The organism is uncultured Marinobacter sp. (assembly GCF_947259545.1).
Lineage (GTDB): Bacteria > Pseudomonadota > Gammaproteobacteria > Pseudomonadales > Oleiphilaceae > Marinobacter.
Genome location: NZ_CAMYMK010000007.1, coordinates 35184 through 59277 on the forward strand (window position 1 = coordinate 35184; position 24094 = coordinate 59277).

Consider the following 24094-nt stretch of genomic DNA (forward strand, 5'->3'; position numbering starts at 1 on the left):
CTCCGCCGGAGTGATGGGCGAGATAGTGCCATATCTGAGCCGGCCCAGCGAGGGCGGGGGCAGAGGCAGAAAATTTACTTCGGTTGCAACTTTGACAATCATTCTTTCAGGGTTCAGCTTATCATTTAGGTTTATGGCTCAATGATATAATTGGCTGATAGCCACGGAGGTTTGCCATGACTAACCGACAATCAGAACTTGAAACCCTGCGGGCAGATTTAAAGGCCCGCCTTTCCCGCTTCGAAGCCCACCAACACCGTGAGGATGGCGCCCTGGAAAAGGATTTCGAAGAACAGGCCGTGCAGACCCAGAACGATGAAGTGGTGGATTCTCTGGAAACGGAAACCCGTTCCGAGCTCCGTCAGATTGAGCACGCACTGGATCGTATCCGTCAGGGTATGGGAGATGAGTGCGAGCAGTGTGGAGAAGCAATTGATCCGCGCCGGCTTCAGGTGCTGCCTTATACTACCGTTTGTGTGGAGTGTGCCGACGGCTGACTTTACCTCCGGGATAATACTGGTCACTGAGTCTTCAGAGCAACGATCAACCCTTTCGCAGGGATAGGCGCATGGTAAATCAGCCGGTTTTCCAGACCCGCGGGCTGACCAAGGTTTACGACCAGGGAGAGGTTCAGGTCCATGCCCTTCAGGGTGTGGATCTTGATCTGTACGCGGGTGAACTGGTGGTGATGCTCGGTGCTTCCGGATCGGGAAAATCCACTCTGCTGAATATTCTGGGCGGCCTGGATGTGCCCAGTTCGGGTACTGTTTATTATCGCGATGAACGCCTGGACGGTGCTCGGGAAAAGGATCTGACCCGCTACAGGCGTGATTTCGTCGGCTTTGTGTTCCAGTTCTACAATCTCATCCCCAGCCTGACTGCACGTGAAAATGTAGCGGCAGTGACCGAGATTTCGCGCCACCCCATGGAGCCGGCTCAGGCGCTGACGATGGTCGGTCTCGAGGGAAGAATGGATCATTTTCCTGCTCAGCTATCCGGTGGTGAGCAGCAGCGTGTCGCGATAGCCCGGGCCATTGCAAAGCGTCCGGAGGTGCTGCTGTGTGATGAGCCGACCGGTGCACTGGATTCCGCGACCGGTATCCGGGTTCTTGAGGCGCTGGAAAAAGCCAACCGGGAGACCGGAACGACGACCGTAGTCATTACCCACAACGCCGCCATTGCCAAGATGGCGGATCGGGTGATTACCTTGTCCGATGGCAGGATCAGTGGCGAGTACCGTAACGGAACGCGGCAGGATCCACGGTCGCTGAGCTGGTGAGAATATGAGCGGCCACACACTTCGAACCAAGCTCCTGAGAGAACTGTGGCACCTGAAGGGGCAGGTACTTGCTATTGCTCTGGTGATTGGCGGTGGCGTCGCCGTATGTCTGATGTCGCTGGTTAATTATTCGTCCCTGAACGTCACCCGGGGCGACTACTATGCTGAGCACCGGTTTGCGGATGTCTTCGCATCTCTCAAGCGGGCACCCAATCACGTACAGCAGCAGGTTGCGCGGATTCCCGGCGTCTACAACGTCGGCGCCCGAGTGGAAGGCGCGGCCAAGCTTGATATTGCCGGTTTCGATGAGCCGGTTTCGGCCCGGCTCATCTCGTTACCCGATACCGGTATGCCCGACGTGAACCGGCTTTTTTTGCGACTGGGCCGATTGCCGGAGTCCGGACGCAGCAATGAAGTCGTGGTTATAGGCAGCTTTGCCGATGCCCACGGTCTGGTCCCGGGCGATACCCTTTCAGCCATTATTAACGGCCGGCGTCAGCAGATGACAGTGGTGGGTGTTGCGGAGTCACCCGAGTTTGTCTACATCATTCCACCGGGCGCGATGCTGCCTGATTATGAGCGATACGGAGTCCTCTGGTTACCCCGGAAAGCGCTTGCGGCTGCGCTGGACATGAGGGGGGCTTTCAACAGCCTGGTCCTGCAAACAGAGGAGAATGCCCCGGTAGCCGGTGTTATCGACCAACTGGATCGAATACTGGCGAGATACGGTGGTACTGGTGCATACGGCCGGTCGGAGCAGTTCTCCCACCGATTCCTGAACGATGAACTGAATCAGTTGAAGACCATGGCAACGGTGTTTCCACTGATTTTCATGTCCGTGGCCATGTTTCTGCTAAACGTTGTGATCTCAAGGCTGATCAGTACCCAGCGGGACATCATCGCCGTGTTAAAAGCGTTCGGGTATAGCAATAGACAGGTTGGATGGCACTACAGCCAGATGGTGTTGGTTATTGCTGGCGTTGGTCTTCTACTGGGGACAGGGGCTGGCTTATGGTTGGGGCGCGCTCTGGGCGAACTGTATATGGAGTTCTATCGGTTCCCGAGCCTGCTGTTCATTATCAATCCCTGGTGGGTGATATTGCTCGCAGTCATTACCCTGCTGGTCGCCTTGCTTGGAGGCTGGCGCGCGATACGTGCCGCTGCCACTTTGCCCCCGGCAGAAGCCATGCAGCCGGAAGGTCCCGGCCGGTTTAAAGTGGGGACTTTGGAACGGGCCCTGGGGGGGCTCAGGTTCAGCCAGCCATCCAGGATGATCTTTCGCCAGTTTCTTCGCAGACCCACCCGCACGCTGTTATCGGTCATCGGTGTTGCGATGTCGGCGGCCATCGTTATGGTTGGTAATTTCCAGTTCGACTCCGTTGGCTTGATGGTGCACACCCAGTTCGCCCGGGTTCAGCAACAGGACATATCCGTAAGCTTTGTTGATCCGGTTAATCAGGCCGCGCTGTACGGCCTGGCACGGCAGCCCGGCGTTCTTTACGCCGAGGGCCGGCGATTGGTATCCGCGCGCCTGGTTAACGGTCACCGGGAATGGCGCACAGCGCTCACCGGCATCCCCGGCGATGCCAGAGTTCAGTTTGTGATCGATCAAAACCTGAACTCGGTTCCGCTGCCACCCGCAGGCCTGTTGCTGACCGACTTTCTGGCTGCTGAACTGGGCGTGAAACCGGGTGACACGCTGACTATTGAGGTGCTCGAAGGGGATCGGCGCAGGCTGGAGATTCCGGTGGCTGGCGTTACCAGCGAGTTTCTGGGGGTCGGTGCCTACATGAGGCTTTCCGCGCTCAACCACAGCCTCGGTGACGGGGCCTTGATCAATCAGGCGCTGTTGAATATCGAGGATGAGAAAGCCCCCGGTCTTTACAGGCAGCTCCGGGAAACGCCCGGCGTGCTTGGCATCGGAATCCGACAGGCCATGCTGGACAGTTTTTTTGACACTCTGGCACGGAATTTCCTGACGTTCACGCTGGTGAACAGCATCCTCGGGGGCATCATCGCGTTCGGTGTGATCTATAACACCATACGTATCTCCCTGGCGGAGAAAGGGCGTGAACTGGCAAGCCTGCGCGTGCTGGGTTATACCCACAACGAGGTGTCTCATATCCTTTTGGGTGAGCTCGCATTATTGCTGATATTGGGGGTGCCCCTGGGCTGGGTCATCGGTCATGGTTTGGGTGAACTGATTGTGGCCGCAATGCAGACGGAACTCTATCGCGTCCCCCTACTGATTACGCCTCAGACGTTGGGGATCTCAGCTGCCGTTGTCGTTGTGTCTGCGCTGGGTTCCGGATTTATCGCCTGGTGGCGGCTACGGGGGCTGGATCTGGTGGCAGTGCTGAAAACTCGGGAATAGGTCTGTTTGGCAAGGGGTAAATGATGGAGAAGAAAAAAGGGAGCTCCGGAAAGTATGTGTTCTGGGGCTTGATGGGATTGCTGGCGCTGTCATCGGTAGTGCTTGCACTGCGTCCTGATCCGGTCTGGGTCGACCTTGCCAGGGCTGAGAGAGGTGCGCTGGCTGTGACCATCAAGGAGGAGGGAAAAACCCGGGTCAGGGACCGATATGTAGTATCTTCGCCAGTAGCGGGCTATCTCCATCGGGTGGAGCTGGAAGTCGGTGACGCTGTGATCCCCGGAGAATTGCTCACGGAGGTGGAGCCTATGCCGGCCAGCGTTCTCGATGCCCGAAGCCGGGCGGAAGCGCAGGCACGTGTGGCAGCAGCAAATTCAGCTCTGAATTCGGCAAGGCAGAAAGTGGCCGCAGCTAAGGCGGACGCGCAGTTGGCTCAGAGGGAGTACGAACGGCTGCAGTCCTTGAAAGGCTCTGACTTTGTCTCGACCGAAAGGGTCCAGCAGGCAGAACTGGCAGCGGTCCGATCTGCCGCCATTCTGCGGTCTGCCAAATTCGACGAAGAGGTGGTCGCTCACGAGCTGGAAGTGGCCCGCACTCGCCTCGACGTTTCTGCCGCCCGTTCAGCGGGTGACGTCCCGGTGGAAAGGGTGGCGGTACGTGCTCCCGTAAACGGTGCTGTCTTGAGCGTTTTGCGCAAGAGTGAAGGGGTGGTCCAGGCTGGCGATGCCATTGTGGAGGTCGGTGATCCCGGTGCTCTCGAAGTGGTGGTCGATGTGCTGAGTTTTGATGCCGTGCGATTGCAGCCGGGCGGTCGGGTACGGCTGGATGGATGGGGTGGGCCGGAGCTGGAGGCTGTCGTCAGACGGATTGAGCCGGTCGGGTTCGTGGACATCTCGGCATTGGGGGTGGAAGAGCAGCGTGTTCAGGTGGTGGCTGACATTGTTAGCGCACGGGAAGAGTGGCAGGAGCTTGGTGATGGTTATCGGGTGGATGCCTCGTTTCTGCTATGGCAATCCGACGATGTGCTGCACATTCCTGCCTCCGCGGTGTTTCGCCGTAACGGCGAGCCCTTTGTTTTTCGTGTGGTTGATGGGGTCGCACGTATAACCCCGATTGCGACGGGTGAGAGTAATGGGCTTTTGACCGTTGTAGAAAGTGGTCTTGACGAGGGAGACCAGTTGGTCAGGCATCCGGACCGGCAACTGTCAGATGGGGTGCGGGTCAGAGCTCGCTAGCAGGCATAATTTTGGCGGTCAGAATCAGAATTCCGTTTCCCGGGCTTACTGTGTCTGACTACCCTGTCGCAAATAACCGATAATGTGTTGAAGGAGTCCTGTTCATGCCCGCTGTAACCGAGGCTGAAAAACAGAGCGAGGGTTTGCCGAAAAGTCAGATGATTGGTTTGTTTCTGGGGCCGCTACTTCTGGTGCTGACTCTTGTGCTGCCGGCCCCGGAGGGAATGAGCGATGCCGCCTGGGCTGCAGCCGGATTGATGTTGCTTATGGCGACCTGGTGGTCCACCGAAGCCATTCCCATCCCGGCCACGGCACTGTTGCCAATCCTCTTGGTGCCGGCGTTGGGATTGGGCTCGGTCAAGGACGCCACCGCGCCTTATGCCAACCCGATTATCTTCCTGTTTCTGGGCGGCTTTACACTCGGTCTGGCCATGCAGCGCTGGAACCTGCACCGGCGGATCGCCTTGCTGACTCTGCGTTCCGTGGGGGACAAACCCAAACGCCAGATTGCCGGGTTCATGATCGCCACGGCCTTTCTCAGTATGTGGGTGAGTAACACCGCGACATCCATCATGATGCTGCCCATTGGTCTGTCGGTGATCGCCATGATGGGAAACTCGGAGCCCGAAAGTCAGCGCCGGTATGCGACGGCGCTCCTCCTGGCGATTGCGTACTCTGCCAGCATTGGCGGCATTGCCACCCTCATCGGTACCCCGCCCAATGCGCTTTTGGCCGCTTATCTCAGTGAGAACCAGGGGGTGTCCATCGGGTTTGCCCAATGGATGTTGATCGGTGTTCCGGTCACTTTGCTGATGCTGCTGCTGACCTGGTGGTGGTTGACCCGGAAAGATTTCGGCCTTTCCAGTCAGGGTGACAGCGGCGCTATGATTGATGACGAACTGACGGCCCTGGGTTCGCTGCAGAAAGGGGAGAAGTTGGTGGCAACGGTTTTCATACTCACCGCCGCTGCATGGATCTTCCGGCCGTTGTTGTCTGACGGCCTGATGCCGTGGCTCAGTGATACCGGTATTGCGATTGCGGCAGCGGTGTCCATGTTTCTGATCCCCGTCAATGTGAAAGAGCGGGTATTCGTGATGGATTGGGAAACCGTTCAGGGCATTCCCTGGGGTGTGTTACTGCTGTTTGGGGGTGGCCTGGCGATGGCTGGAGTCATCAGCAGTTCCGGACTGGCGGAATGGATTGCCGAGAGCCTGAGTGTCGCCGGTCATCTTCCTGTCATTGTAATGATTGTCCTGGTTGCCGGTGTCATCATTTTCCTGACGGAAGTGACCAGCAATACTGCCACGGCGGCCGCCTTCCTGCCGCTACTTGGTGCACTGGCAATGTCTCAGGACCTGTCGCCCCTGCTGCTGACCGTACCGGCGGCCATCGCCGCGAGCTGCGCCTTCATGATGCCGGTGGCCACACCACCTAACGCCATTGTGTTCTCCAGTGGACACATGAGGATCCAGGACATGATCCACGCGGGATTTGCGCTCAATCTCATGGGCATCATGGTGGTGACGCTGGCCAGTTATCTGTTGCTCGGGCTGGTGTTCAGCCTGTAATGCCTACTCGCCCTGGATCTTGCTCAGAAGGTCCTTGGCCAGTTCAATGGCCTCTGCACGGTGGCTGATGTTCTGTTTCTGGTACAGGCTGCGAATGTGGGTCTTCACTGTGGTGGAGGCCACCTTCAGGTGTTCCGCGATCTGGTCGTTGGACAGGCCGGCATGAATCAGGCTCAGGATCTGCCATTCCCTGCGGGTGAGGGGGGACGTCCGGATCAGTTCCGGCACATCCGGACGATCGATGATGTCCTGGATAATGGCTTCATCCAGCGAGATGCGAATCGCGCGGCTGAAATCCCTCTGTTGCTGGGCCAGTTGAATCAATCGTTCGGCGCGCTGCAGCTCCATGCCATCAATGGCCTCTTCATTGATCAGTGCTTTCAAAATGACAATCAGCACCTTACCCATGCGCAGAAAACTGCCGACTGCCCCAGTGGTACTGGCCAGGGTCAGCGCTGTTTTCATGTGGACCAGAGCCTGATCCCGATTCTCCATTTGCCAGAAAAGATAGGCGAGGGCGACGTGGTTACGATTGAGATCGGTCTTAAGGCCGATTCTCTCTGCCACTTCTGTCAGTGATTCCAATAACGGCAGGGCCAGTTCGTATTGCCCGAGACTCATAAACGCCCGTGCCCGGTTGCGACCGTTGCACTGATGAAAATGGTTGGTGGCCGATGCCGGGTCACAGTGGGGCGCAATGGTCAGCCAGCGCTGAATTGAATCGTGGTCACGAACGGCATCCCAATACGTCAGCATGGTGGCATGGGCATTGGCGACCCAGTCCAGGTGATAGTCCCCGGCTGCCAGCATTTTCTGGATACGGCTGATGTAGTCGGCGCACAAGCTCTGCCGGCCCCGGGCATGGGCCACCTTGGCCAGTGATGTGTGGCTCTGGACATACCAGCGCTCACCCTGTGCTTCCAGAATCTCGATCCCCTGCAATGCACAGCGCTCGGCGCTCTCCAGGTGATGCCATTCCCACATGATCTGACTGCGGATACGGAACAGGAACTCGAGAATGGGCAGGTGATTGAGATGATTCTCTTCGGCGTACTGAAACGCACGTTCCTGAATATTGTAGGCCTTCTGCAGTAATCCCATCGCCACACTGATTTCGGATTGCTGGCACAACGCCCAGAGCACGTTCTGGTGTGCATCGTGAGTTCGGGCAAGGTGTTCGGTATCCTGCATCCGCGCCAGCGCCTCACCAAGTTGCCCTTGCACGAACAGGGCCTCACCAATGACCGATGCGGCCGCAACCCGCGAGGTGGGCAGGAAACGGGCTTCCTGATTGATGGCTTCTCGTGCCAGCACAAGGGCTCGCTCATGGTCCCCGTAGTTCATCGCGACCTGGGCCCGAATGGCACTGAATTCACCTTCAATCGCGCGCTGGGTGTCGTCATTCATGGAAGCCTGCAGCCGGGCTTCCGCCGCTGACAGCCAGTTTTCCACCTCATCAAACTTGTATTGGCCCTGGGCAACCCAGGCTCGCAGCAGCGTTAATGTGGGATCCTGCGCAATAATGTCCTGGGGTAGGGTATCGAGGCAGCGCTGGAGCAGGGTGAATTGCCCCTCGGTGAAGAATTTGCGGCCGTGGGCGGTCAGGACCCGGGTAATACGTTCCACATCTTTTGCTGCGATAGCGTGCTTTGCGGCTTCCTCCGCATGGTCGAGCTCCAGCCACGCATCGACGGCGCGCTGGTGAAGTTCCTGCTGGTTTTCCTGTGTGGTACAGCTCAGCAGGTGGCGCAGGTACACCGAAAACAGCGGATGATAACGGAACCAGAGGGCGGAACTGTCAATGGGGGTGATAAACAGCCCCATTCCCAGGAGGCTGCTGAGAAGCGCCTGGCCATCGCTGTCATTCATTACCCGCATCACCATGGCGGCATTGAAGCGATCAAGGATGCTGGTTCGCAACAGAAAGGTCCGTTGCTGCTCGGTCAGCCCCTGACCGAGCAGTTCGTCAAAGTAATCGAATATATACTGGTTGCCATGGGCCAGTTGATCTACGAAGTCGCTGAACTCGATGCTGGTGGCCGCTGAGGCGGACAGCAGTTGAAATGCGGATATCCATCCCTCTGAACGCCTCACCGCACGTTCAATACTTTCCCGGGAAACCTCGAAGGGCAGCCGGCTTTCAAAATACTGTTGTGCTTCGTCAGCGCCGAATGCCAGGTCGCGAGTGGTTATTTCACTCATCCGGCCCTGCATTCGCAGCTGAGCCACGCCCACTGGTGGCAAGGTACGGCTGATCAACACCAGGGTCAGGTAGGCAGGAATATGGCGAAGCAGGAAGCGGAGGCTGTCATGGATGTCCGGATTGGTGATCAGGTGATAATCATCAAGGACAACATAAAGCGGTTCGTCGTCCTGGGGTAGCTCAGCCAGCAGGTCGGTCAGAAAGGACTCCAGGCTGGAATAGCCCTCGTTCTGCAGTGTTTCCAGTGTGCCCTGGCAGCATCCCGGCACCTGTACCTCAAGCGCCTGGGCCAGGTAGCCCGCAAACCGGGCGGGATCATTGTCACCACTCTCAAGCCGATACCAGGCCGCCCTGGCTTCCAGTGCGTGGAGTCGGTCGGCCATGGTCGTGGTTTTGCCGTAGCCGGCTGGCGCGTGCACCAGGAGCAGGTTGACGGGGGCCAGTCCATGCAACAGGTCATTGAACTTCTCCCTTGGGAGGAGTGCTGTTGGTGGCTGGGGAGGCTGATTTTTCGCAGCAATAAATGTCAGGTGACCCGGGCTAAGTGTTGTTGTCATCAGGATCTTCAAATTGGGTTACAGGCAAATTCAGTAGGTGTGATACCGGCTTTCGGTCCCGCCGTCAACTCTGTGCTGTTTCGCGGCGATGCCTTGAACCAGTTCTCAAAACCCTGCCCCACGGCCCCTTCTGCAGCGATAGATTTGAGGCACAGTTATCTTTAAGCCCCGTGCCTTTTCGGTATCTTAGCGTAACAACATGTAACTCAATAATGCGTGCGAAATACCGTCATTAATAATAACAGGGACTTCTTCTGACATGCTGCTGGTGCTCGCCGGATCCATCCTTACTTTCACCATGGTGCAGGAAGCAACCGTGGTGGAGCCGTATGACAAGGGAACGATAGTCATCGAACAGGATGTCGACAGCAGCCCGGTCGAGCTGCGCTCAGATGTTCGGGTGGAACCCCTGGTAGAGCAGAAGTTTCGCAACATAGTCCGCCAGGCTTATGACTACAGTTGCGGCAGCGCTGCGCTGACTACCGTGCTGAATTTCTATCTGGGGCGGACACTGAACGAGCGACAGGTAATGGAAGGCCTGCTTCATTACGGGGAGAGCGAACGGATCGTTCAGCGCCGTGCGTTTTCCATGCTGGACATGAAACGCCTGGTGACCGCTCTTGGATATCCCTCCGGCGGATTCAAGGCCAGCATCGAAGATCTGATCGACCTGGATCACCCCGCCATCGTTCCGATTCACCACGCCGGTTTCAAACACTTTGTTGTGCTCCGGACCATCCGGGACGATCGGGTTTATCTCGCTGATCCGGCGGTGGGGAATATTTCCTTCACCCTGGCCCAGTTCGAGGAGAAGTGGGACGACAACGTGTTGTTTATCGTGTTTCCAGGCAGCGACCAGCCGCTGGATTACCTGGAGCTCAAGGAAGAGGACCTGCGTTTCATAGATGACCAGACTATGACGCTGCTGGCGCTCCAGCAAGTGCCCGAGTTCCATGAATCAACCGCCAGGCGCATTCAGAATCTGCTTGAACGCCAGAAGAACAACCCGGATGGCAGCGTGGAGAACACGCGTAAGCAGCTTCATTACCGCCGGAATTAATCGCCCGGATTCAGTCTCCGGGAATCAGGAATAATAAAATCAGAATTTAGGGAGTCAGGATGAATCGTTGGTTTGCGCGAGGTTTTATCCTTTGTTCAATCGCAGCCCTTGTACCGGGGTTCGCTATGGCACAGGAAGGCAATGTCGACCAGGCACGGGAAGCACTGGCGAAGCAGGAAGGTGATGAGGATTCCACCCGTCAACTTGAAGAAGTCTTCCAGGCGTCCGAGAAGAACTACTCCCTGCAGAAAAAAGGCTCCCATGCCCTGAATTATTCGTTTGATTACAGTTATACCGCCGATCAGCGGCTGGACCTGGCGATTACCAACGGTTCGGTTCGCAATCTGGACGTGGTGCCCTCGGCCACCCACAGCTTTACCAATGCCTTTTCCTACGACTATGGCCTTCTGGATAACCTGACAGTGGGAACACGGATTCCGTTGGTGGTGAAGTACGACACTCAGGACGAGCTAAACGTTTACGATTTTGGAGATATCTCCTTTACTGCCCGCTGGCAGCCGTTTGCCTATGTGCCCGGCAAGATGTCCACCACACTGTTCGGCACGCTCTCATCCAAGACCGGAGTGAGCCCCTACGAGATCGATATCAACGAGCAGCTCTCCACTGGCAGTGGCTACTATTCGATGGGCGGTGGGGCAAGCCTGTCCAAGGTACTCGATCCGGTGGTCGTGTTTGGCTCCCTCAGTGCCACCTATAACGTGACCGAGTCGGGTCTTCAGCAGGTCCGGGGTGCGAGGCTGCTGGAGAAGGTAGAGCCGGGTTTCAGCCTCTCGGGCTCCGCCGGGTTTGCCTATTCATTGTCCTACGACATTTCCCTCAGTGTTTCCGCTCAGCTCAGCTACAGCGATGAAACCATCCTCAGTTTCACCAATGGTGACCAGGCGGTCGCCCAGGACCAGATGACCGGTTTTCTCAGCTTCTCACTGGGCACCCGTGTCAGTGACACCACCATCGTGAATACCAGCCTTGGTATTGGCCTTACTGAGGATGCCCCGGACTTTTCTCTGGGCGTGTCCCTGCCCATTAATTTCTCCGGCCTCAAAGAGTGATCGAAGTCGCTGACGTTTTACGGGAAGGGAAGACTCCATGGGAATGACCTGCCACAACAAGAAGATTCTCGGGGCCGTGATCGCCGCGACCATCTCGTGTGGTGCCGAGGCCCAGCTCGCACAGAACCTGACTATTCATCCCAAGGCCCTGGCCCTGGGGAATGCGGTGACGGCAGATCCGCCCGGCATCATGGCGATACACTATAATCCGGCGGGGCTGACCAAGCTGGAAGGACGCCAGCTTGAAGTCAACCTGATGAGTGTTTATCTGGATATCGATGCCGATTTCCATGCCCCGGAGGGCTATGAAATATTCGGTATTGATGGTCTGGAGACCGATCCGCTTACTGGCGAACAGCGGGATCCGGTTGCCAATAGTCACAGTCACACCAACAACGTCGCGCTGTACCTGCCGGGGTATGGCATCCTGCGCGCCCCACCGGGACCGGCCATCGCACCATCGGCCGGCATCAGTATCAATCCGCCCGGGTCAAAGTTGACCTTTGGTAACGCGTTTTATCTTCCTCTGGCGGCAGGATTTTACCGGGACAAGGACGATCCGGGGCGCTATCAGCCGCAGGCAACGGCCCTGCAAAGGACCACCTATCTGGCCCCCACCGTTGGATACGAGATCAATGATGAGTGGTCCGTAGGCGTCGGGATACACCTCTCCCATATGGGCATTGCCGCCGATCAGTACATGCGCGCGCCCAATATGCTGCTGGGGGTGGCGGAAGTGCTGCAGGATGCCTTCAACTGCGAAAGTGGTGATGAGCCACTGCAGCCCTGGCTGGCACTATGTGGCGGTAACGTGGGCCCCTGGGACGATATCGGCGCCTTGAGCATTGATGTTCAGGAAACCCTGTCACCCACTTATAACCTGGGGGTGATCTGGGAGCCGACCGACTGGTTTAGCTGGGGTGCGAGCTATACCTCTGAAGCCGATATGAATCTCAAGGGTACCTTCGAGATTGAATACACCGATGACTGGTCCGGTTTCTGGCAGAGTGTGAACGGCTCGGTACTGGGGGCGATCACCTCCGCCATTCTCAGCTTGCCCTCAGGTGCCCCCCGTGAGGCGGGTAATGTCAGCATGGATCTGGTGTACCCACAGCATTTCCAGACCGGTATCAGTGTGGACGTCCATCCGAAGGTGACGATGAACGTGGATGCCGGCTGGACCGACTACAAGCAGTGGGATGCGTTCGTATTCCGCTTTGACCGCAACCTGGAATTCCTCAATGCGGCGCGGATCCTGTCTCCGGAGAACGCGACGCCGAATACCCTGCGGTTGCCCCTTGGCTTCACTGACCAGTGGAACTGGGCCTTTGGGCTGGAGTTCCATGCCTCATCGCGCCTCGATCTGCGGGCCGGGGTGGAGATCCGTGATTCGGTGATCCCGGATGACCAACGATCCATCATGGCGCCGTTTGGGGGCGCTAACCTGTACAGCGTCGGAATGGGGTACCGGTGGGACAAGGACACCGAAATTGATATGAACCTGAGTTACCTCCACTCCGTTGAGACTATTCCGGCGGATACCAGTTGCAACATCAACTGTGACAATATAACCAATATCATCTACAACCCCTACGCCGGACTGGATGTGAAAACCTCGCTGCGTGTTGTGATGGCGGGGCTCAGTTTCCGGACCAAGTTCTGACGCAGTCCCGGGATTCGGTTGCGTCGTTAAGGTGATCAGAAGGTATGCCCAAAAACCGGTTCCCGTGCGCGGCAATTCTCACTGTAACGATGGCCCTGGCCGCTCTTGTCGGCTGCCAGGCCGATGGAAGCTCACCTTCTTCGCGGGAAGGGTATTTCACCTGGGTAGATGATAAGGGGCGGGTCCAGCACTCCCGGATTATCCGGGAGTCCGAACCGGAGTCCGAAGTGTCCACGCCTGGTAAAGACCATAGCGAGCAATCCGGCTCCGCAGATGACTCGGAGTTCAATCTGGAAAACTATCCGGATGGGAACGAGTTGGAGCGGCGAGGTTATGTCCGCCCGGGAGAGCCTCAGCCCTACTTCACCTGGCAGGACGCCGAAGGCAACATCCGCACAAGCTACTATCAACCAGATACCCGATCTGAGGTGGAAAAAGGGCGCATCAAGCCACCCGTCAAGCTGACTCCTGCCAGTATCTATCAACGCAGCAACTCCTCAGCGCCCGTTGTGGAAAAGGACCGTGGCGACCCGGATGCCTTTGCCATTCTGGGCATTGATAGCGCCGCTGAAGGTTTCCTTGAGCGTTGGTCAGAGCATTGCTGTGAGAATCTCAGTCTGGGGGATGCTGCGGACTGGCACAGTGATCGTGAGTTTGGTCTGACGCTTGATGAAAGCACCCCGGTTCATGAATTTATGACCGGGCGCAGTCCGTATGGGCTGATTCGTATACCTGCTGGAGGGGAGAAGCGGGACTTCATCATGCGACTGCGATCCTTCGCAAGAGATGGGCTGTTTGTGCCCTCAGTTGCCTTTCTGGATGCGAACATGAGGCCGGTGAGAATGGTTACCGACCTGGTGGCGGAGTATGTTCCGGAAACCTGGCACCGCCGTGGTTACCTGGAAGCCTTTATTCCGGTGTTTCCCGGGCACGGTGAACGCTGGATGGTGCTCTTCACCCGGGGCGAGGACCTGCGGGGGCAGACTGTTATAGAGGATAAACGGGGGCCCCGCGCCATCCAGCACGGTCTGCGGGGCGAATTGGGCGTGGCAGAGGTCCGTGAGCGATAGGGTCAGTCTTCCGGCTTGCTCAGGTCCAGCCATTGTTGGGACAGCCAGTAATAACTGCCATCGTCGGCCGGGTGGGTGCAGTTGTAGCGGAAACGCCGACTGTTGAAGGCGTCTGGAGCCGTCACCCTGACCGTGCCGCCGTCCATATTGTCGATGTCGATACGGCCCTGGCCGGATGCGAAGCACGCCAGTCGATTTACGCTCAAGTACTCAGGAAGAGTGAATTCCAGGGTTGGCGGATTGTTGGTGATTACACCCGCAGGCAGCGTACTGGCATCCACCGGCAGTGCCTTGCTGAGCAGCTTGTCTTTCAGGGTGCTGAGCTGGCCATAGGCGTTGGCCATAGGGAACCGGGGCAGTCGGGTGGGGCCGGAGTTTTCCCCAACGGCGCCAGATTGCTGTCCGAAGCCGAACCAGCCTCTTTCTGCCAGTTTTGCTTCGAGCCCGACGTCAAATTCGCCGTAGGGATAGGCAAACAGAGGGGCGTCAGTGCCGAGCGTCTCTTCCAGGACAGACTGGGCGCGATCCAGGCTGGTCTCGACTCTCTGCTCCCATTGGGATTGGCTTTCGTCGGGCCGTTTTGCCAGGTGGCCGTGGTCGTGGCTGTGGTTGGCAATAGTGACCCCGGCCTTTTGCCCGAGTTCCCTCAATTGGGCCCAGGTCATGTAGCCGGCGCCACCCACGGCATTGGTGTTTACGAATATCGTGTAGGGATAGTCTCGGTGCGCGAGTCTGGGTGCCGCTTTCGTATAGACGGATTCATAGGCGTCATCGAAGGTAATGGCTACCTGTTTGCGATCCGTCAATTCGCCGTTGAGTGCCGCTTCTGTTCCGGGCTGCAGCGGGACCACCTCCAACTGCAGGTCCTCGATCATTTCCAACTGCCCGTCGAACAGGGAAATGGACGTGCTGGTTGCTGGCGGTGTGGCATTACTGACGTGGTGATACTGGAGGACCACGAGGTCCGCCTGGGCGCTGAGAGCGCCGCCGGTAAACAGTACACCACATAAAAATCGAGTTGTTATCTTCACCATTGATCCTTCCTGGCTCTGATTATTGAAAGTGTGCTTTGAGGACCGAAAAAGCCTGGTTCAGGCTCTGGATGCTTTCGGTATCGCCACCGCGATCCGGGTGGGCCTGCATGACAGCCCGGCGAAACCGGTGCTTCACCTTGCTGAAACTGTCCGGGAGGTGATCAAACCCCAGGAGCTCGGCCGCCTCTATCGCCTCGTGTCGTTGAGGACGTTTCGGGTAGTGTCCGGTCCAGAAGTCGTTCATCATTTTCTGAATACTGTCCTCTGACATCCGGTACTGGGAAATATCCAGGTAAAACTCCCGCAGTGTATCCACCTCGCCCGCAAACCCCGACCCCGAAACGACCGGGCTCGTCTGCAACTGCAGGCGCATGGGGGAAATATTCAGGGTTTCCCCGTTGTCGTTGAGCTGATCACGCAATCGATACAGGGTATGGAATAGCAGAAAGTGAACCGGGTAGAGCTTCTCCGGTTCACTGAATGAGACCTCGCCAATCAGTTCCCATGGTGGGCTTTGAAGACGCTTGATGAGACTGAGTTCGTTCATACCTTCCGGATGCCGGCGCAGTTCGTGCTCGACCGCGACCAGCATGTGCTGGATTTGCTGGTCCAGCACTGCACCGTGATCGGACGCTGATGGTATTGTTCCGTCGGAAGGAGATGCGTTGGTTTGGGATGGTTCGTTCATGGCTCCATGTTAGGGGACCCGACGCGGTTAGGAAAGCGCGGACAATTGCGTCAGCCCGCCGATAAACAGCGTGGAGGCAAAGTGTGCAGCCTGTCGCGCTTCCTGCTGCCTTTTGTCAGGGGCTTCATGAGCCCTTTCTGCTACGCGCAGACTCATTTCGTAAGCGACGCCGGATAAGGCTGCGCCAAGGTAGTGCTGATCCACGTCTGGCAGAAGCCCCCGTTCGACGGCATGATGGATGTCATCCTCCAGAGATAACATCGCCAGGCCCAGCAGGTCGGATCCAAACAGATCCCGGATGGCATGACCGTTCCGGTGAGCCAGTTGGTAAACCAGGGGATCCTCCGCTGTGGCCCGGAACAGGGCAAGATAGGCTGAATGGATGTAGTCCCTGGTGGTTTCGGATGTCTGCCGATAATGGCTCAGGTTGGCGTTGAGCTGGTCAAGGAAGTCGGTCAGCAGGGCGGCGAAAATGTCCTGTTTGCTGGAGAAATAATTGTAGAAGGTACCGGCGGCCAGACCAGTCCGTCGCACGATATCCCGGATGGTAGAGTTGTCATAGCCCTTTTCCCGGAAACATTCCCGGGCCGCTTTCAGGATGGCGTTGCGGTTGCGGATACGGTTGTTTTCCCGTTTGCCAACGGTATCGTCCGTGGTTTGTAACATATCCATGTCGGTATCCTGTCCCTGAGTGTTTCACACGCGTATAATCCTTTGCCCACCAATCCAGTGAACGTAGTGTTTTATGTCCGATGCAATGACAGCCAACCCAGATTATCCCCTGACGTCCGACGCGGATCGCAGGAAGAAACTGGAACTTAACAAGCTGCAGAAGCGTCTGCGCCGTGAAGTCGGGCAGGCCATTGCAGAGTATTCGATGATCGAAGCCGGTGACAAGGTCATGTGCTGCCTGAGTGGCGGCAAGGATTCCTACGCGATGCTGGATATCCTGATGAACCTGCAGAAAAGTGCGCCGGTCCCCTTTGAACTGATTGCCGTCAACCTTGACCAGAAGCAGCCGGGATTCCCGGAAGAGGTGTTGCCCGCATACCTGCAATCCATGGGTATCGAGTACCACATCATCGAAAAGGACACGTACAGTATTGTTAAGGAAAAAGTGCCGGAAGGGAAGACCACATGCGGTCTTTGTTCCCGTCTACGTCGCGGAATTCTCTATAATTTTGCGGAAGAGCACGGTGTCACCAAGATTGCGTTGGGGCATCATCGGGACGATCTGCTGGAAACCCTGTTCCTGAACATGTTCTACGGCGGCAAGCTCAAGTCGATGCCACCGGTGCTGCACAGCGATGACGGCAGGAACACAGTGATTCGCCCCCTGGCATTCAGCCGCGAAAAGGACATTGCCCGATACGCAGGACTGAGGGAGTTTCCGATCATTCCCTGTAATCTGTGCGGTTCGCAGGAAAACCTGCAGCGTCAGGTGATCAAGGAGATGTTCCAGACCTGGGATAAGCAGCATCCTGGTCGACTGGAAACGATGTTCCGTGCCATGTGCAACGTCGAGCCATCGCACCTGGCGGATAGCTCACTGTATGATTTCCGTGAGGGCAAGCGGCTGAATGGGAAAAACGCGCCGGATGTTGGCACTGTGGAGCCCGAGCCCGCAGACTTCGGTCGGCTGGACGTGCTCAATATCTGAACGGAGATCCTGGCGGGCGACTTTACCCGCCGTGCCCGCCACGCATTACCATGTCGAGAGGCAGGGTCCAGATCCCGAAACCGATCAGCAGCACACCGGTTAGCTGGCGGATCTGTTGCTGGCCCTGAAGCTTTCGTATCCAGGTCGCCGCGTATCCGGTGGCCAGCATGGATGGCAGGGTGCCCAGACCGAAGAAGACCATGGTAAGGGCCGCGCTTCCGACGGAGGGCTGCAATGCGGCCCACCCGAGGGTGCTGTAGATCAGTCCGCATGGCAACCAGCCCCACAGACTCCCCAGGGCAAGTGCCTGCCAGGCATGGTGTACGGGCAGGAAGCGTCGGGTCAGGGGGGAAAGTACCTTCCATACCGGGGCGCCAACACGTTCGATATAACGAATACCCTGCCACCACTGGCCCATCGACAGACCCATCAGAATCAGCAAGACACCCGCGATGCTTCTCAGCACCGGCGCGAGCTGGGCCCACTGGTCGGCAGCGCTGGTGGTCAGCAACGCAATCAGGGTCGCAATCACCGTGTAGCTGCCAATACGCCCGCCATTGAAGGCCAGGAGCATCAAGGTCTGACGCAGGCGAAATCCTCTGCCAACCGGCAGGGCCATGGACAGAGAGGCACTGATGCCACCGCACATGGCCAGGCAATGAGTACTGCCCAACAAGCCGATCAGAAAGGCGCTGGGGTAGCTCAGATACAAGCCTTCTGTCATCAGCTGTCTTTTTTCTCGTTGTCGGTCTCGTCGGAGTCAGCGATCTTCCTTTCACTGGGCGGCTTGGCATCATCCGGAATCATGTCCTTGTCATCGTCATAGAGAATGCGATGTGCCGGCCCTTCCAGGTCGTCGTACTGGCCGTTCTTGACCGCCCAGGAAAAAAGAACGATACCCAGGGCCACAAGGATGAGCATGACGGGGACCAGGATCATTACTATTTGCACAGTGAAACCTCGGATTAACTGGGTGTCCTGACTAACGTATCAGGGAGTGGTCAGGGCGCCAACTGCGTGTTCGGTCTGGCGGTCTTCAGCAGGTACCGTGCGACCTAGTCTGAGGGCATTCAATACCACAACCAGTGAGCTCAGGGACATGCCGATGGCTGCAAGCCATGGTGGCACCATGCCGGCGGCCGCCAGTGGCAGCGCCAGAACATTGTACACCAGAGCCCAGCCCAGGTTCTGACGAATGACCCGGCGGGTCAGGCGACTGGTGTTCATGGCCTCGGCCAGCTGCATCAACTGGCCATTGAGCAGCACGGCATCCGCCTTCAGTTGCGTGAGGTCGGCGGCACTGCCCATGGCCACCGAAATGCCTGCGCCCGCCATGGATGGCAGGTCGTTCAATCCGTCGCCCACCATCATCACGTTGCGGCCTTCAGCCACCAGCTTTTGTAGCGTTTCCAGCTTCTGTTCCGGTGTGGCCTGGCCAATGGCTTCGTCGACGCCCACGCTCCGTGCAATCTGCTCCACATGCCCTGACCGGTCACCACTGAGTAGCAGCGTGTGGATGCCCTGAGCCTTCAGCCTGGCGATGGTCGCCTTCGCGTCGGGCCGCGGCTGGTCGTCCAGCGTGAAGCGCGCCAGCCATTCACTATCGGTGGCCAGCCAGATGTCTATACCCTGACTGGCCGGTGCCGATGGTTGTGGAGCGCGGGTGTGCTCCCTGACAAACTCACTGTGGCCGATATACACCGGTTTACCATCATGAACGCCGGACAGACCGCCACCCAGATGGTTGGTAACAGAGTGCAAAGCAGCGCCGGCGAATGGATGGAAAATCCGTGCAATGGGGTGCTCGGAATGTTTTTCCAGGCCGGCGGCGAGACTGATGCAGGCTGATTCGTTCAGGGATCCGGTCACTCGGGTTTCAATCAGGCTGAGCTCACCGCGGGTGAGGGTGCCGGTCTTGTCGAAGATAACCGTGTCGATATCGTTGAGTGATTCCAGGGTGTGGCCGCGGGTCGGCAGAAACCCCAGCCGGCGAAGTCTGACCGTTGCCGAGGTGATCGCCGTCGGCGTCGCCAGCGATAAGGCACAGGGGCAGGTGACCACCAGCACAGAGAGGGTAATATCAAACGCGTTGTCGGCTCCTGCCAGCCACCAGCCGATCCATACCAGCGGCGTAAGGATAAGCACCCGACTGACAAAGGTGCCCGCGATACGATCGGCCATCCTGGCCACCGGAGGTCTCTCCGCCTGTACGCGGTCGAGAATGCGAAGGATGCCGGAGAGACGGGTCTGGGCCCCGGCACAGCTGACCTCGATATCCAATGGGTTTTCGCCGTTAACGCTGCCGGCATGCACGGTATCGCCGGGCTGGCGGGTTTCTGGCAGGTACTCACCGGTCAACGCGGCTTCGTTGAGAGTGGAATGGCCGCTGATGATGCGACCATCCACTGGCAGCGTCTCTCCGGGACGTACTCTGATGGTGTCTCCCGCACGGAGTTCATGGCTGGCGACAATGGCGGTTGTATCCCCGCTGATACGCGTCGCCACGTCCGGCTGAAAGCCGGCCAGGGCGTTACCGGCGAGCCCCGCGCGATATCTCGCCTGCATCTCGATGTAGCGGCCCAGCAACAGAAAAAACGTAAACATGCACACCGATTCGAAATAGACTTCGTCACCGCCCATGACGGTGACCCAGGCGCTGGCGGCGTAGGCCAGGCCAATGGCAATGGCAACCGGTACATCCATGGTCAGGTGGCGGCTTAGCAGGTCCCGGCGGGCATTGCGGAAAAAGGGCCGGGCACTGAACAGCACCACCGGTGTGGCGACCAGCAGGCTGAACCAGCGGAAAAATGAAATGAAATCCGTGGACAGGTCATTGACCAGCTCAAAATACAGGGGGAACGCCAGCATCATGCTTTGCATTGTGCCAATGCCTGCAACCGCGAGCCGAATCAGCATGGTACGGTGTTCTGCCTTGAGCGCTTTCTCTGCTTCGTCGGCCTGATAGGGCCTGGCGCGGTAGCCAAGTTCGTGGATGGCAATGAGCAGGTCGCTCAGCTTCGCGTGTTCCGCAGACCAGACCAGTCGTGCCCGCTGGGTACTATGGTTCACGGAGAATGACTGCACCCCGGGTTGTTTGGCCATGTGGCTTTCAAGCAACCAGATACACGCAGCGCAGGTGATGCCCTCAATGAGCAGCTGGGCTTCCTGGCCGCCTTTGGTGGCAGCGACGAAGGACGACTGAACCAGTGGATGATCCACTTCGCGAATCCGCTCGAGCTCGTTTCCGGTCAGCTGTTTCGGTGTAACGGCGGGTTCCGTTCGGTACTGGTAAAAGCCGGTCAGACCTTCCGAGCTGATAGTTTCACAGACAGCCTTGCAACCCTGGCAGCAGAATTGCCGGGTTATGCCGTCAAGCTCAAGGGTGATTGGCGGCGAGCCTTCAGCTGCTTCGCCGCAATGGAAACAGGATGGGGTGTTCACGCGAACTAACGGTTTACCGCGCCCACTTGAATGGCGGTATCAGAGGGCAGGGACGTTTCGCCTTTGAGGCGCCAGTCGTTGTCGGGACTGCGCAGATCAAAATACCAACGGCCTTTGATGTCCTGATTCATGGTTGCCCGATAGGTGTTCTGGCCGGTCCGGGTGAACTGAACGATCCTGTCCTTTTCAGCGATGGTCGGGTGGAACAGATTGAGGATCAGGTAAGGGTAATCCGTCTGACCGGAATCGCTGTCCAGCACCAGCTTGATGTTCCGGTCGGAGAATGACAGGTTCGCCTGAAGCCCCAGATCACTGGCTTTCTGGTCGCGGGCAATTTCCATGTTGATGCCGCGACCTTCTTTGGAATAGTCATCGGTCACCATGGAGTTCTCGGTGTTAATTGCGATGGTAATGGCAACCGCGCAATAGGTGATGGAAGCCAACGGAAAAATCGTCAGGAACCAGAACCATGGCTGGCGATACCAGGGCTTAACAGTGTTTTCAGTCATAACTCATTTTCTCTCAAATAGGTCCGTAACAGGTAGCCGGAATGCTAGCGGGTAGGACCGACAAATCGGCTTTCAGTTTCGATAATCAGTGATTCATCGGTTTCCGAGGTGATACGGAACCGGATGACGTTGTTGCTTTGGGAAATGGTCTCGGGGTCGACATCCACGACCGTTGGAAGAGCCCGGTTTTCGCCGCTGTCGACTGTCACCTGGGTATCTGTTAAGACCTGAATGCCCTCCATACCGGAAACCGAAATGTTGAAGGTCTGTGGGACCTCCGTCATATTGGCGATTTTGAGGGTGTATGAGTTCTCGACTCGCCCCTGTCCATTGAAGCCGAACGGTGCGCCGCGGTCTTTGAGGACATCCAGTTGCGCCGGCACCCGGGTTGCCAGGACAAACACAATGGCGCCGATCATCAACGCCAGCGCCGCGCCATAACCGAAGGTGCGGGGGCGCATGAGTTTGGAGGGCTTGCCCTCAAGCTCGTTTTCGGTGGTGTAGCGAATCAACCCTCTCGGGTAATTCATCTTGTCCATCACCTCGTCGCAGGCATCAATGCACAGGGCGCAGCCGATACATTCATACTGAAGTCCGTCCCGGATATCGATGCCGGTGGGGCAGACCTGGACGCACTGGCCGCAGTCGATACAGTCACCCAGCCCAAGTTCAGCCGGATCGGCGTCCTTCTTGCGTCCGCCCCTGGGTTCACCGCGGTTCGGGTCGTAGGACACTACGCGGGTATCTGGGTCAAACATCACCGACTGGAAGCGGGCATAGGGGCACATATACAGGCAGACCTGTTCGCGCATCCAGCCGGCGTTGAGGTAGGTGGCCAGGGTAAAGAAGCCGACCCAGAAATAGGCCCAACCGTTGGCCTGAAGCGTGAATAAATCGGCAATCAGTTCCCGAATGGGATAGAAATAGCCGACGAACGTCAGACCCGTTGCGAGGGCGATCAATAGCCAGGCGGTATGCTTCAGGGACTTTTTCACCACTTTTTGCGTTGATCGCGGTGATTTGTCCAGCTTCATACGCTTGTTGCGGCTGCCCTCGATCCGCTCTTCGACCCACATGAAAATAAAAGTCCATACGGTTTGCGGACAGGTGTATCCACACCAGACTCGTCCAAACAGGGTGGTGATAAAGAACAGACCGAATGCGGCGATGATCAGAAGGCCCGACAGCAGGAAGAAATCCTTCGGGTATAAGGTCAGCCCGTACAGGTGGAATTCCCGGGCGGGAAGGTCGAAGTGAATCAGTGGCTGGCCGTCCAGGGTGAGCCAGACAAACAGGAAATACATACCCATCAACACCAGCAGGCTGACGTTACGGATACGCTGGAAGAAGCCTTCTTTGACTTCCTTGACGTAGATCTTTTTACGGCTGGCGTATAACTCGACGGTTCCGGATTTATTGTTCTTATCGGAGGGGTCAGAGGACGGGTCAATCTGTTTGACCGGTATCTCGTTGCTCATCGCTACCTCCCGATGAAAATTTGCCGCTGAGGAAGCTCAGGGGCATCAGGGTCTGTTCAAGCCTGTGCCCGCAAGGGCAGACACAGGGTTGAGCAGGCCTGGCCGGGCACCCGCAGGCCCCGGCCAGATGATCAGTTGGACAGGCTGTAAACGTACGCAGCCAGAATCTGAATCTGATCTTCGGAGAGACGCTCGCCCTGTGCAGGCATCTGGTTCTGTCTTCCGTTCATAACAGTTTCCTTGATCCACCCGTAAGTAGATCCGTAGAGCCAGGTGTCGTCTGTCAGGTTCGGCGCACCCATGGCCTGGTTCCCCTTGCCATCACTGCCATGGCAGGCGGAACATGCCTGGGCAAAGACTTCCTCACCAGCTTTCGCTGCTTCAGGATCCTTTGCCCGGTCGCTGAACGACAACACGTAGTTAACGACCTGGTCCACCTGATCGGACGTCATGTTTGGCATCATACCTTTGGCAGGCATATTGCCGTTACGTCCCTGACGCAGGGTTGTCAGGATATTCTCAGGCTCGCCGCCGTAGAGCCAGTCGTCATCGGTCAGGTTAGGAAAGCCGAGGGAGCCCCGACCAGCCGAGCCGTGACAAACTGTGCAATTGTTGGCGAACAGGCGCTGGCCCATTTTCATGGCGTCTTCATTCTCGGCGAGCTCCACAACCGGAGTATCGCCGAATTTGGCATAAAGCTCACCATATCGGGCTTCGGCCTGCTGAACTTCCGCTTCCCACTGATTATATGAGGTCCATCCCAACAAGCCCTTAAAGTTCCCCAGGCCCGGATAAAGCGCCAGATAGCCCAGAGAGAAGACACATGTTGCGATAAAGAGATAGAACCACCACTTGGGCAGTGGGTTGTCCAACTCTTCAATGCCATCAAACGAATGGCCTGTAGTCCGGTCTGTTTCGGTGTCCGTGGTCTGACTTTTGCGGGTTGCCAAGAGCAGCCACCAGCACCCGAAAATAGTACCGAGCACGATCACGCTGACCCAGATGCTCCAGAAGGTACTCATTGCTTTTTCTCCGTTTTTTCCTGTTCAAGAGTACGCTTGTCCACTTCATCATCGTCGAAGGGCAGGTGTGCCGCTTCATCGTTTGCCTTCTTGCGGTGGGCGCTGTACGCCCACCAGACGATTCCCAGGAATACCACCATGACAAAAAGGGTGTGAATACCGCGTAACTCGTTTAAATCCATCGGG

21 protein-coding genes are annotated in these 24094 nt (G+C 57.4%); 10 read left to right on the forward strand and 11 right to left on the reverse strand.

The window, feature by feature from the left end; genetic code table 11:
• Window positions 1-176 precede the first annotated feature (176 nt).
• The 5 genes from Q0Y21_RS07940 to Q0Y21_RS07960 all read left to right on the forward strand — a co-directional run bounded on the left by Q0Y21_RS07940 (window position 177) and on the right by Q0Y21_RS07960 (window position 6453).
• A complete protein-coding gene (locus Q0Y21_RS07940; protein WP_297793497.1) occupies window positions 177-497 on the forward strand; it encodes a TraR/DksA family transcriptional regulator in 321 nt (106 codons plus the stop codon).
• A gap of 71 nt (window positions 498-568) precedes the next feature.
• A complete protein-coding gene (locus Q0Y21_RS07945) occupies window positions 569-1279 on the forward strand; it encodes an ABC transporter ATP-binding protein (RefSeq protein ID WP_297793499.1) in 711 nt (236 codons plus the stop codon).
• A gap of 4 nt (window positions 1280-1283) precedes the next feature.
• Entirely contained in the window at window positions 1284-3653 is a 2370-nt protein-coding gene (locus Q0Y21_RS07950; RefSeq protein ID WP_297793502.1) for an ABC transporter permease, read from the forward strand.
• Window positions 3654-3676: 23 nt separating this feature from the next.
• Window positions 3677-4885, forward strand: coding sequence for an HlyD family efflux transporter periplasmic adaptor subunit (locus tag Q0Y21_RS07955; protein WP_297793505.1), 1209 nt, complete (start codon window positions 3677-3679; stop codon window positions 4883-4885).
• A gap of 104 nt (window positions 4886-4989) precedes the next feature.
• Window positions 4990-6453, forward strand: coding sequence for a DASS family sodium-coupled anion symporter (locus Q0Y21_RS07960; RefSeq protein WP_297793508.1), 1464 nt, complete (start codon window positions 4990-4992; stop codon window positions 6451-6453).
• Window positions 6454-6456: 3 nt separating this feature from the next.
• On the opposite strand, the gene malT is transcribed toward Q0Y21_RS07960, so the two are convergent.
• A complete protein-coding gene (gene malT / locus Q0Y21_RS07965; protein WP_297793511.1) occupies window positions 6457-9213 on the reverse strand; it encodes an HTH-type transcriptional regulator MalT in 2757 nt (918 codons plus the stop codon).
• A gap of 259 nt (window positions 9214-9472) precedes the next feature.
• Here malT and Q0Y21_RS07970 point away from each other — a divergent pair, with 259 nt between their 5' ends.
• From Q0Y21_RS07970 to Q0Y21_RS07985, 4 genes are all read left to right on the forward strand, one after another.
• Entirely contained in the window at window positions 9473-10273 is an 801-nt protein-coding gene (locus Q0Y21_RS07970) for a C39 family peptidase (protein WP_297793514.1), read from the forward strand.
• Window positions 10274-10398: 125 nt separating this feature from the next.
• Window positions 10399-11343, forward strand: a complete 945-nt coding sequence (locus tag Q0Y21_RS07975; protein ID WP_297793516.1) for a transporter — start codon at window positions 10399-10401, stop codon at window positions 11341-11343.
• Window positions 11344-11380: 37 nt separating this feature from the next.
• Window positions 11381-13006: an outer membrane protein transport protein gene (locus tag Q0Y21_RS07980; RefSeq protein ID WP_297793519.1), complete on the forward strand. Its 1626-nt coding sequence runs from the start codon at window positions 11381-11383 to the stop codon at window positions 13004-13006.
• Between the two features lie 44 nt (window positions 13007-13050).
• On the forward strand, window positions 13051-14076 hold the full coding sequence (locus tag Q0Y21_RS07985; RefSeq protein WP_297793521.1) for a MalM family protein: 1026 nt from the start codon (window positions 13051-13053) through the stop codon (window positions 14074-14076).
• Between the two features lie 2 nt (window positions 14077-14078).
• Here the strand turns inward: Q0Y21_RS07985 and Q0Y21_RS07990 are convergent, their stop codons facing one another.
• The 3 genes from Q0Y21_RS07990 to Q0Y21_RS08000 are packed head-to-tail and all read right to left on the reverse strand — an operon-like array spanning window position 14079 to window position 16470.
• Window positions 14079-15110: a polysaccharide deacetylase family protein gene (locus Q0Y21_RS07990; protein ID WP_297793524.1), complete on the reverse strand. Its 1032-nt coding sequence runs from the start codon at window positions 15108-15110 to the stop codon at window positions 14079-14081.
• Window positions 15111-15129: 19 nt separating this feature from the next.
• A complete protein-coding gene (locus Q0Y21_RS07995; RefSeq protein ID WP_297793527.1) occupies window positions 15130-15798 on the reverse strand; it encodes a DNA-J related domain-containing protein in 669 nt (222 codons plus the stop codon).
• Between the two features lie 27 nt (window positions 15799-15825).
• The gene (locus Q0Y21_RS08000) at window positions 15826-16470 is read right to left on the reverse strand and encodes a TetR/AcrR family transcriptional regulator (RefSeq protein ID WP_297793530.1); all 645 of its coding nucleotides are present in this window, start codon (window positions 16468-16470) and stop codon (window positions 15826-15828) included.
• A gap of 73 nt (window positions 16471-16543) precedes the next feature.
• Between Q0Y21_RS08000 and ttcA the strand changes: the two genes are divergently transcribed.
• Window positions 16544-17458 (forward strand): tRNA 2-thiocytidine(32) synthetase TtcA, encoded by a 915-nt coding sequence (gene ttcA / locus Q0Y21_RS08005; RefSeq protein ID WP_297793533.1) that lies wholly within the window; start codon window positions 16544-16546, stop codon window positions 17456-17458.
• A gap of 22 nt (window positions 17459-17480) precedes the next feature.
• Here ttcA and Q0Y21_RS08010 read toward each other — a convergent pair whose 3' ends face one another.
• From Q0Y21_RS08010 to Q0Y21_RS08040, 7 genes are all read right to left on the reverse strand, one after another.
• Window positions 17481-18182 carry a sulfite exporter TauE/SafE family protein gene (locus Q0Y21_RS08010; RefSeq protein ID WP_297793535.1) on the reverse strand — a complete coding sequence of 234 codons (702 nt, stop codon included), beginning with the start codon at window positions 18180-18182 and terminating at the stop codon, window positions 17481-17483.
• Window positions 18182-18397 carry a cbb3-type cytochrome oxidase assembly protein CcoS gene (ccoS, locus tag Q0Y21_RS08015; RefSeq protein ID WP_297793538.1) on the reverse strand — a complete coding sequence of 72 codons (216 nt, stop codon included), beginning with the start codon at window positions 18395-18397 and terminating at the stop codon, window positions 18182-18184. The genes Q0Y21_RS08010 and ccoS overlap by 1 nt, the downstream gene beginning before the upstream one ends.
• Before the next feature lie 51 nt (window positions 18398-18448).
• Window positions 18449-20899: a heavy metal translocating P-type ATPase gene (locus Q0Y21_RS08020; RefSeq protein ID WP_297793540.1), complete on the reverse strand. Its 2451-nt coding sequence runs from the start codon at window positions 20897-20899 to the stop codon at window positions 18449-18451.
• 5 nt (window positions 20900-20904) lie between these two features.
• A complete protein-coding gene (locus tag Q0Y21_RS08025) occupies window positions 20905-21408 on the reverse strand; it encodes a FixH family protein (protein WP_297793543.1) in 504 nt (167 codons plus the stop codon).
• 44 nt (window positions 21409-21452) lie between these two features.
• A complete protein-coding gene (ccoG, locus tag Q0Y21_RS08030; RefSeq protein ID WP_297793545.1) occupies window positions 21453-22886 on the reverse strand; it encodes a cytochrome c oxidase accessory protein CcoG in 1434 nt (477 codons plus the stop codon).
• Between the two features lie 131 nt (window positions 22887-23017).
• Entirely contained in the window at window positions 23018-23908 is an 891-nt protein-coding gene (ccoP, locus tag Q0Y21_RS08035) for a cytochrome-c oxidase, cbb3-type subunit III (protein WP_297793548.1), read from the reverse strand.
• Window positions 23905-24090 carry a cbb3-type cytochrome c oxidase subunit 3 gene (locus tag Q0Y21_RS08040; RefSeq protein ID WP_297793551.1) on the reverse strand — a complete coding sequence of 62 codons (186 nt, stop codon included), beginning with the start codon at window positions 24088-24090 and terminating at the stop codon, window positions 23905-23907. The genes ccoP and Q0Y21_RS08040 overlap by 4 nt, the downstream gene beginning before the upstream one ends.
• Between the last annotated feature and the right edge of the window lie 4 nt (window positions 24091-24094).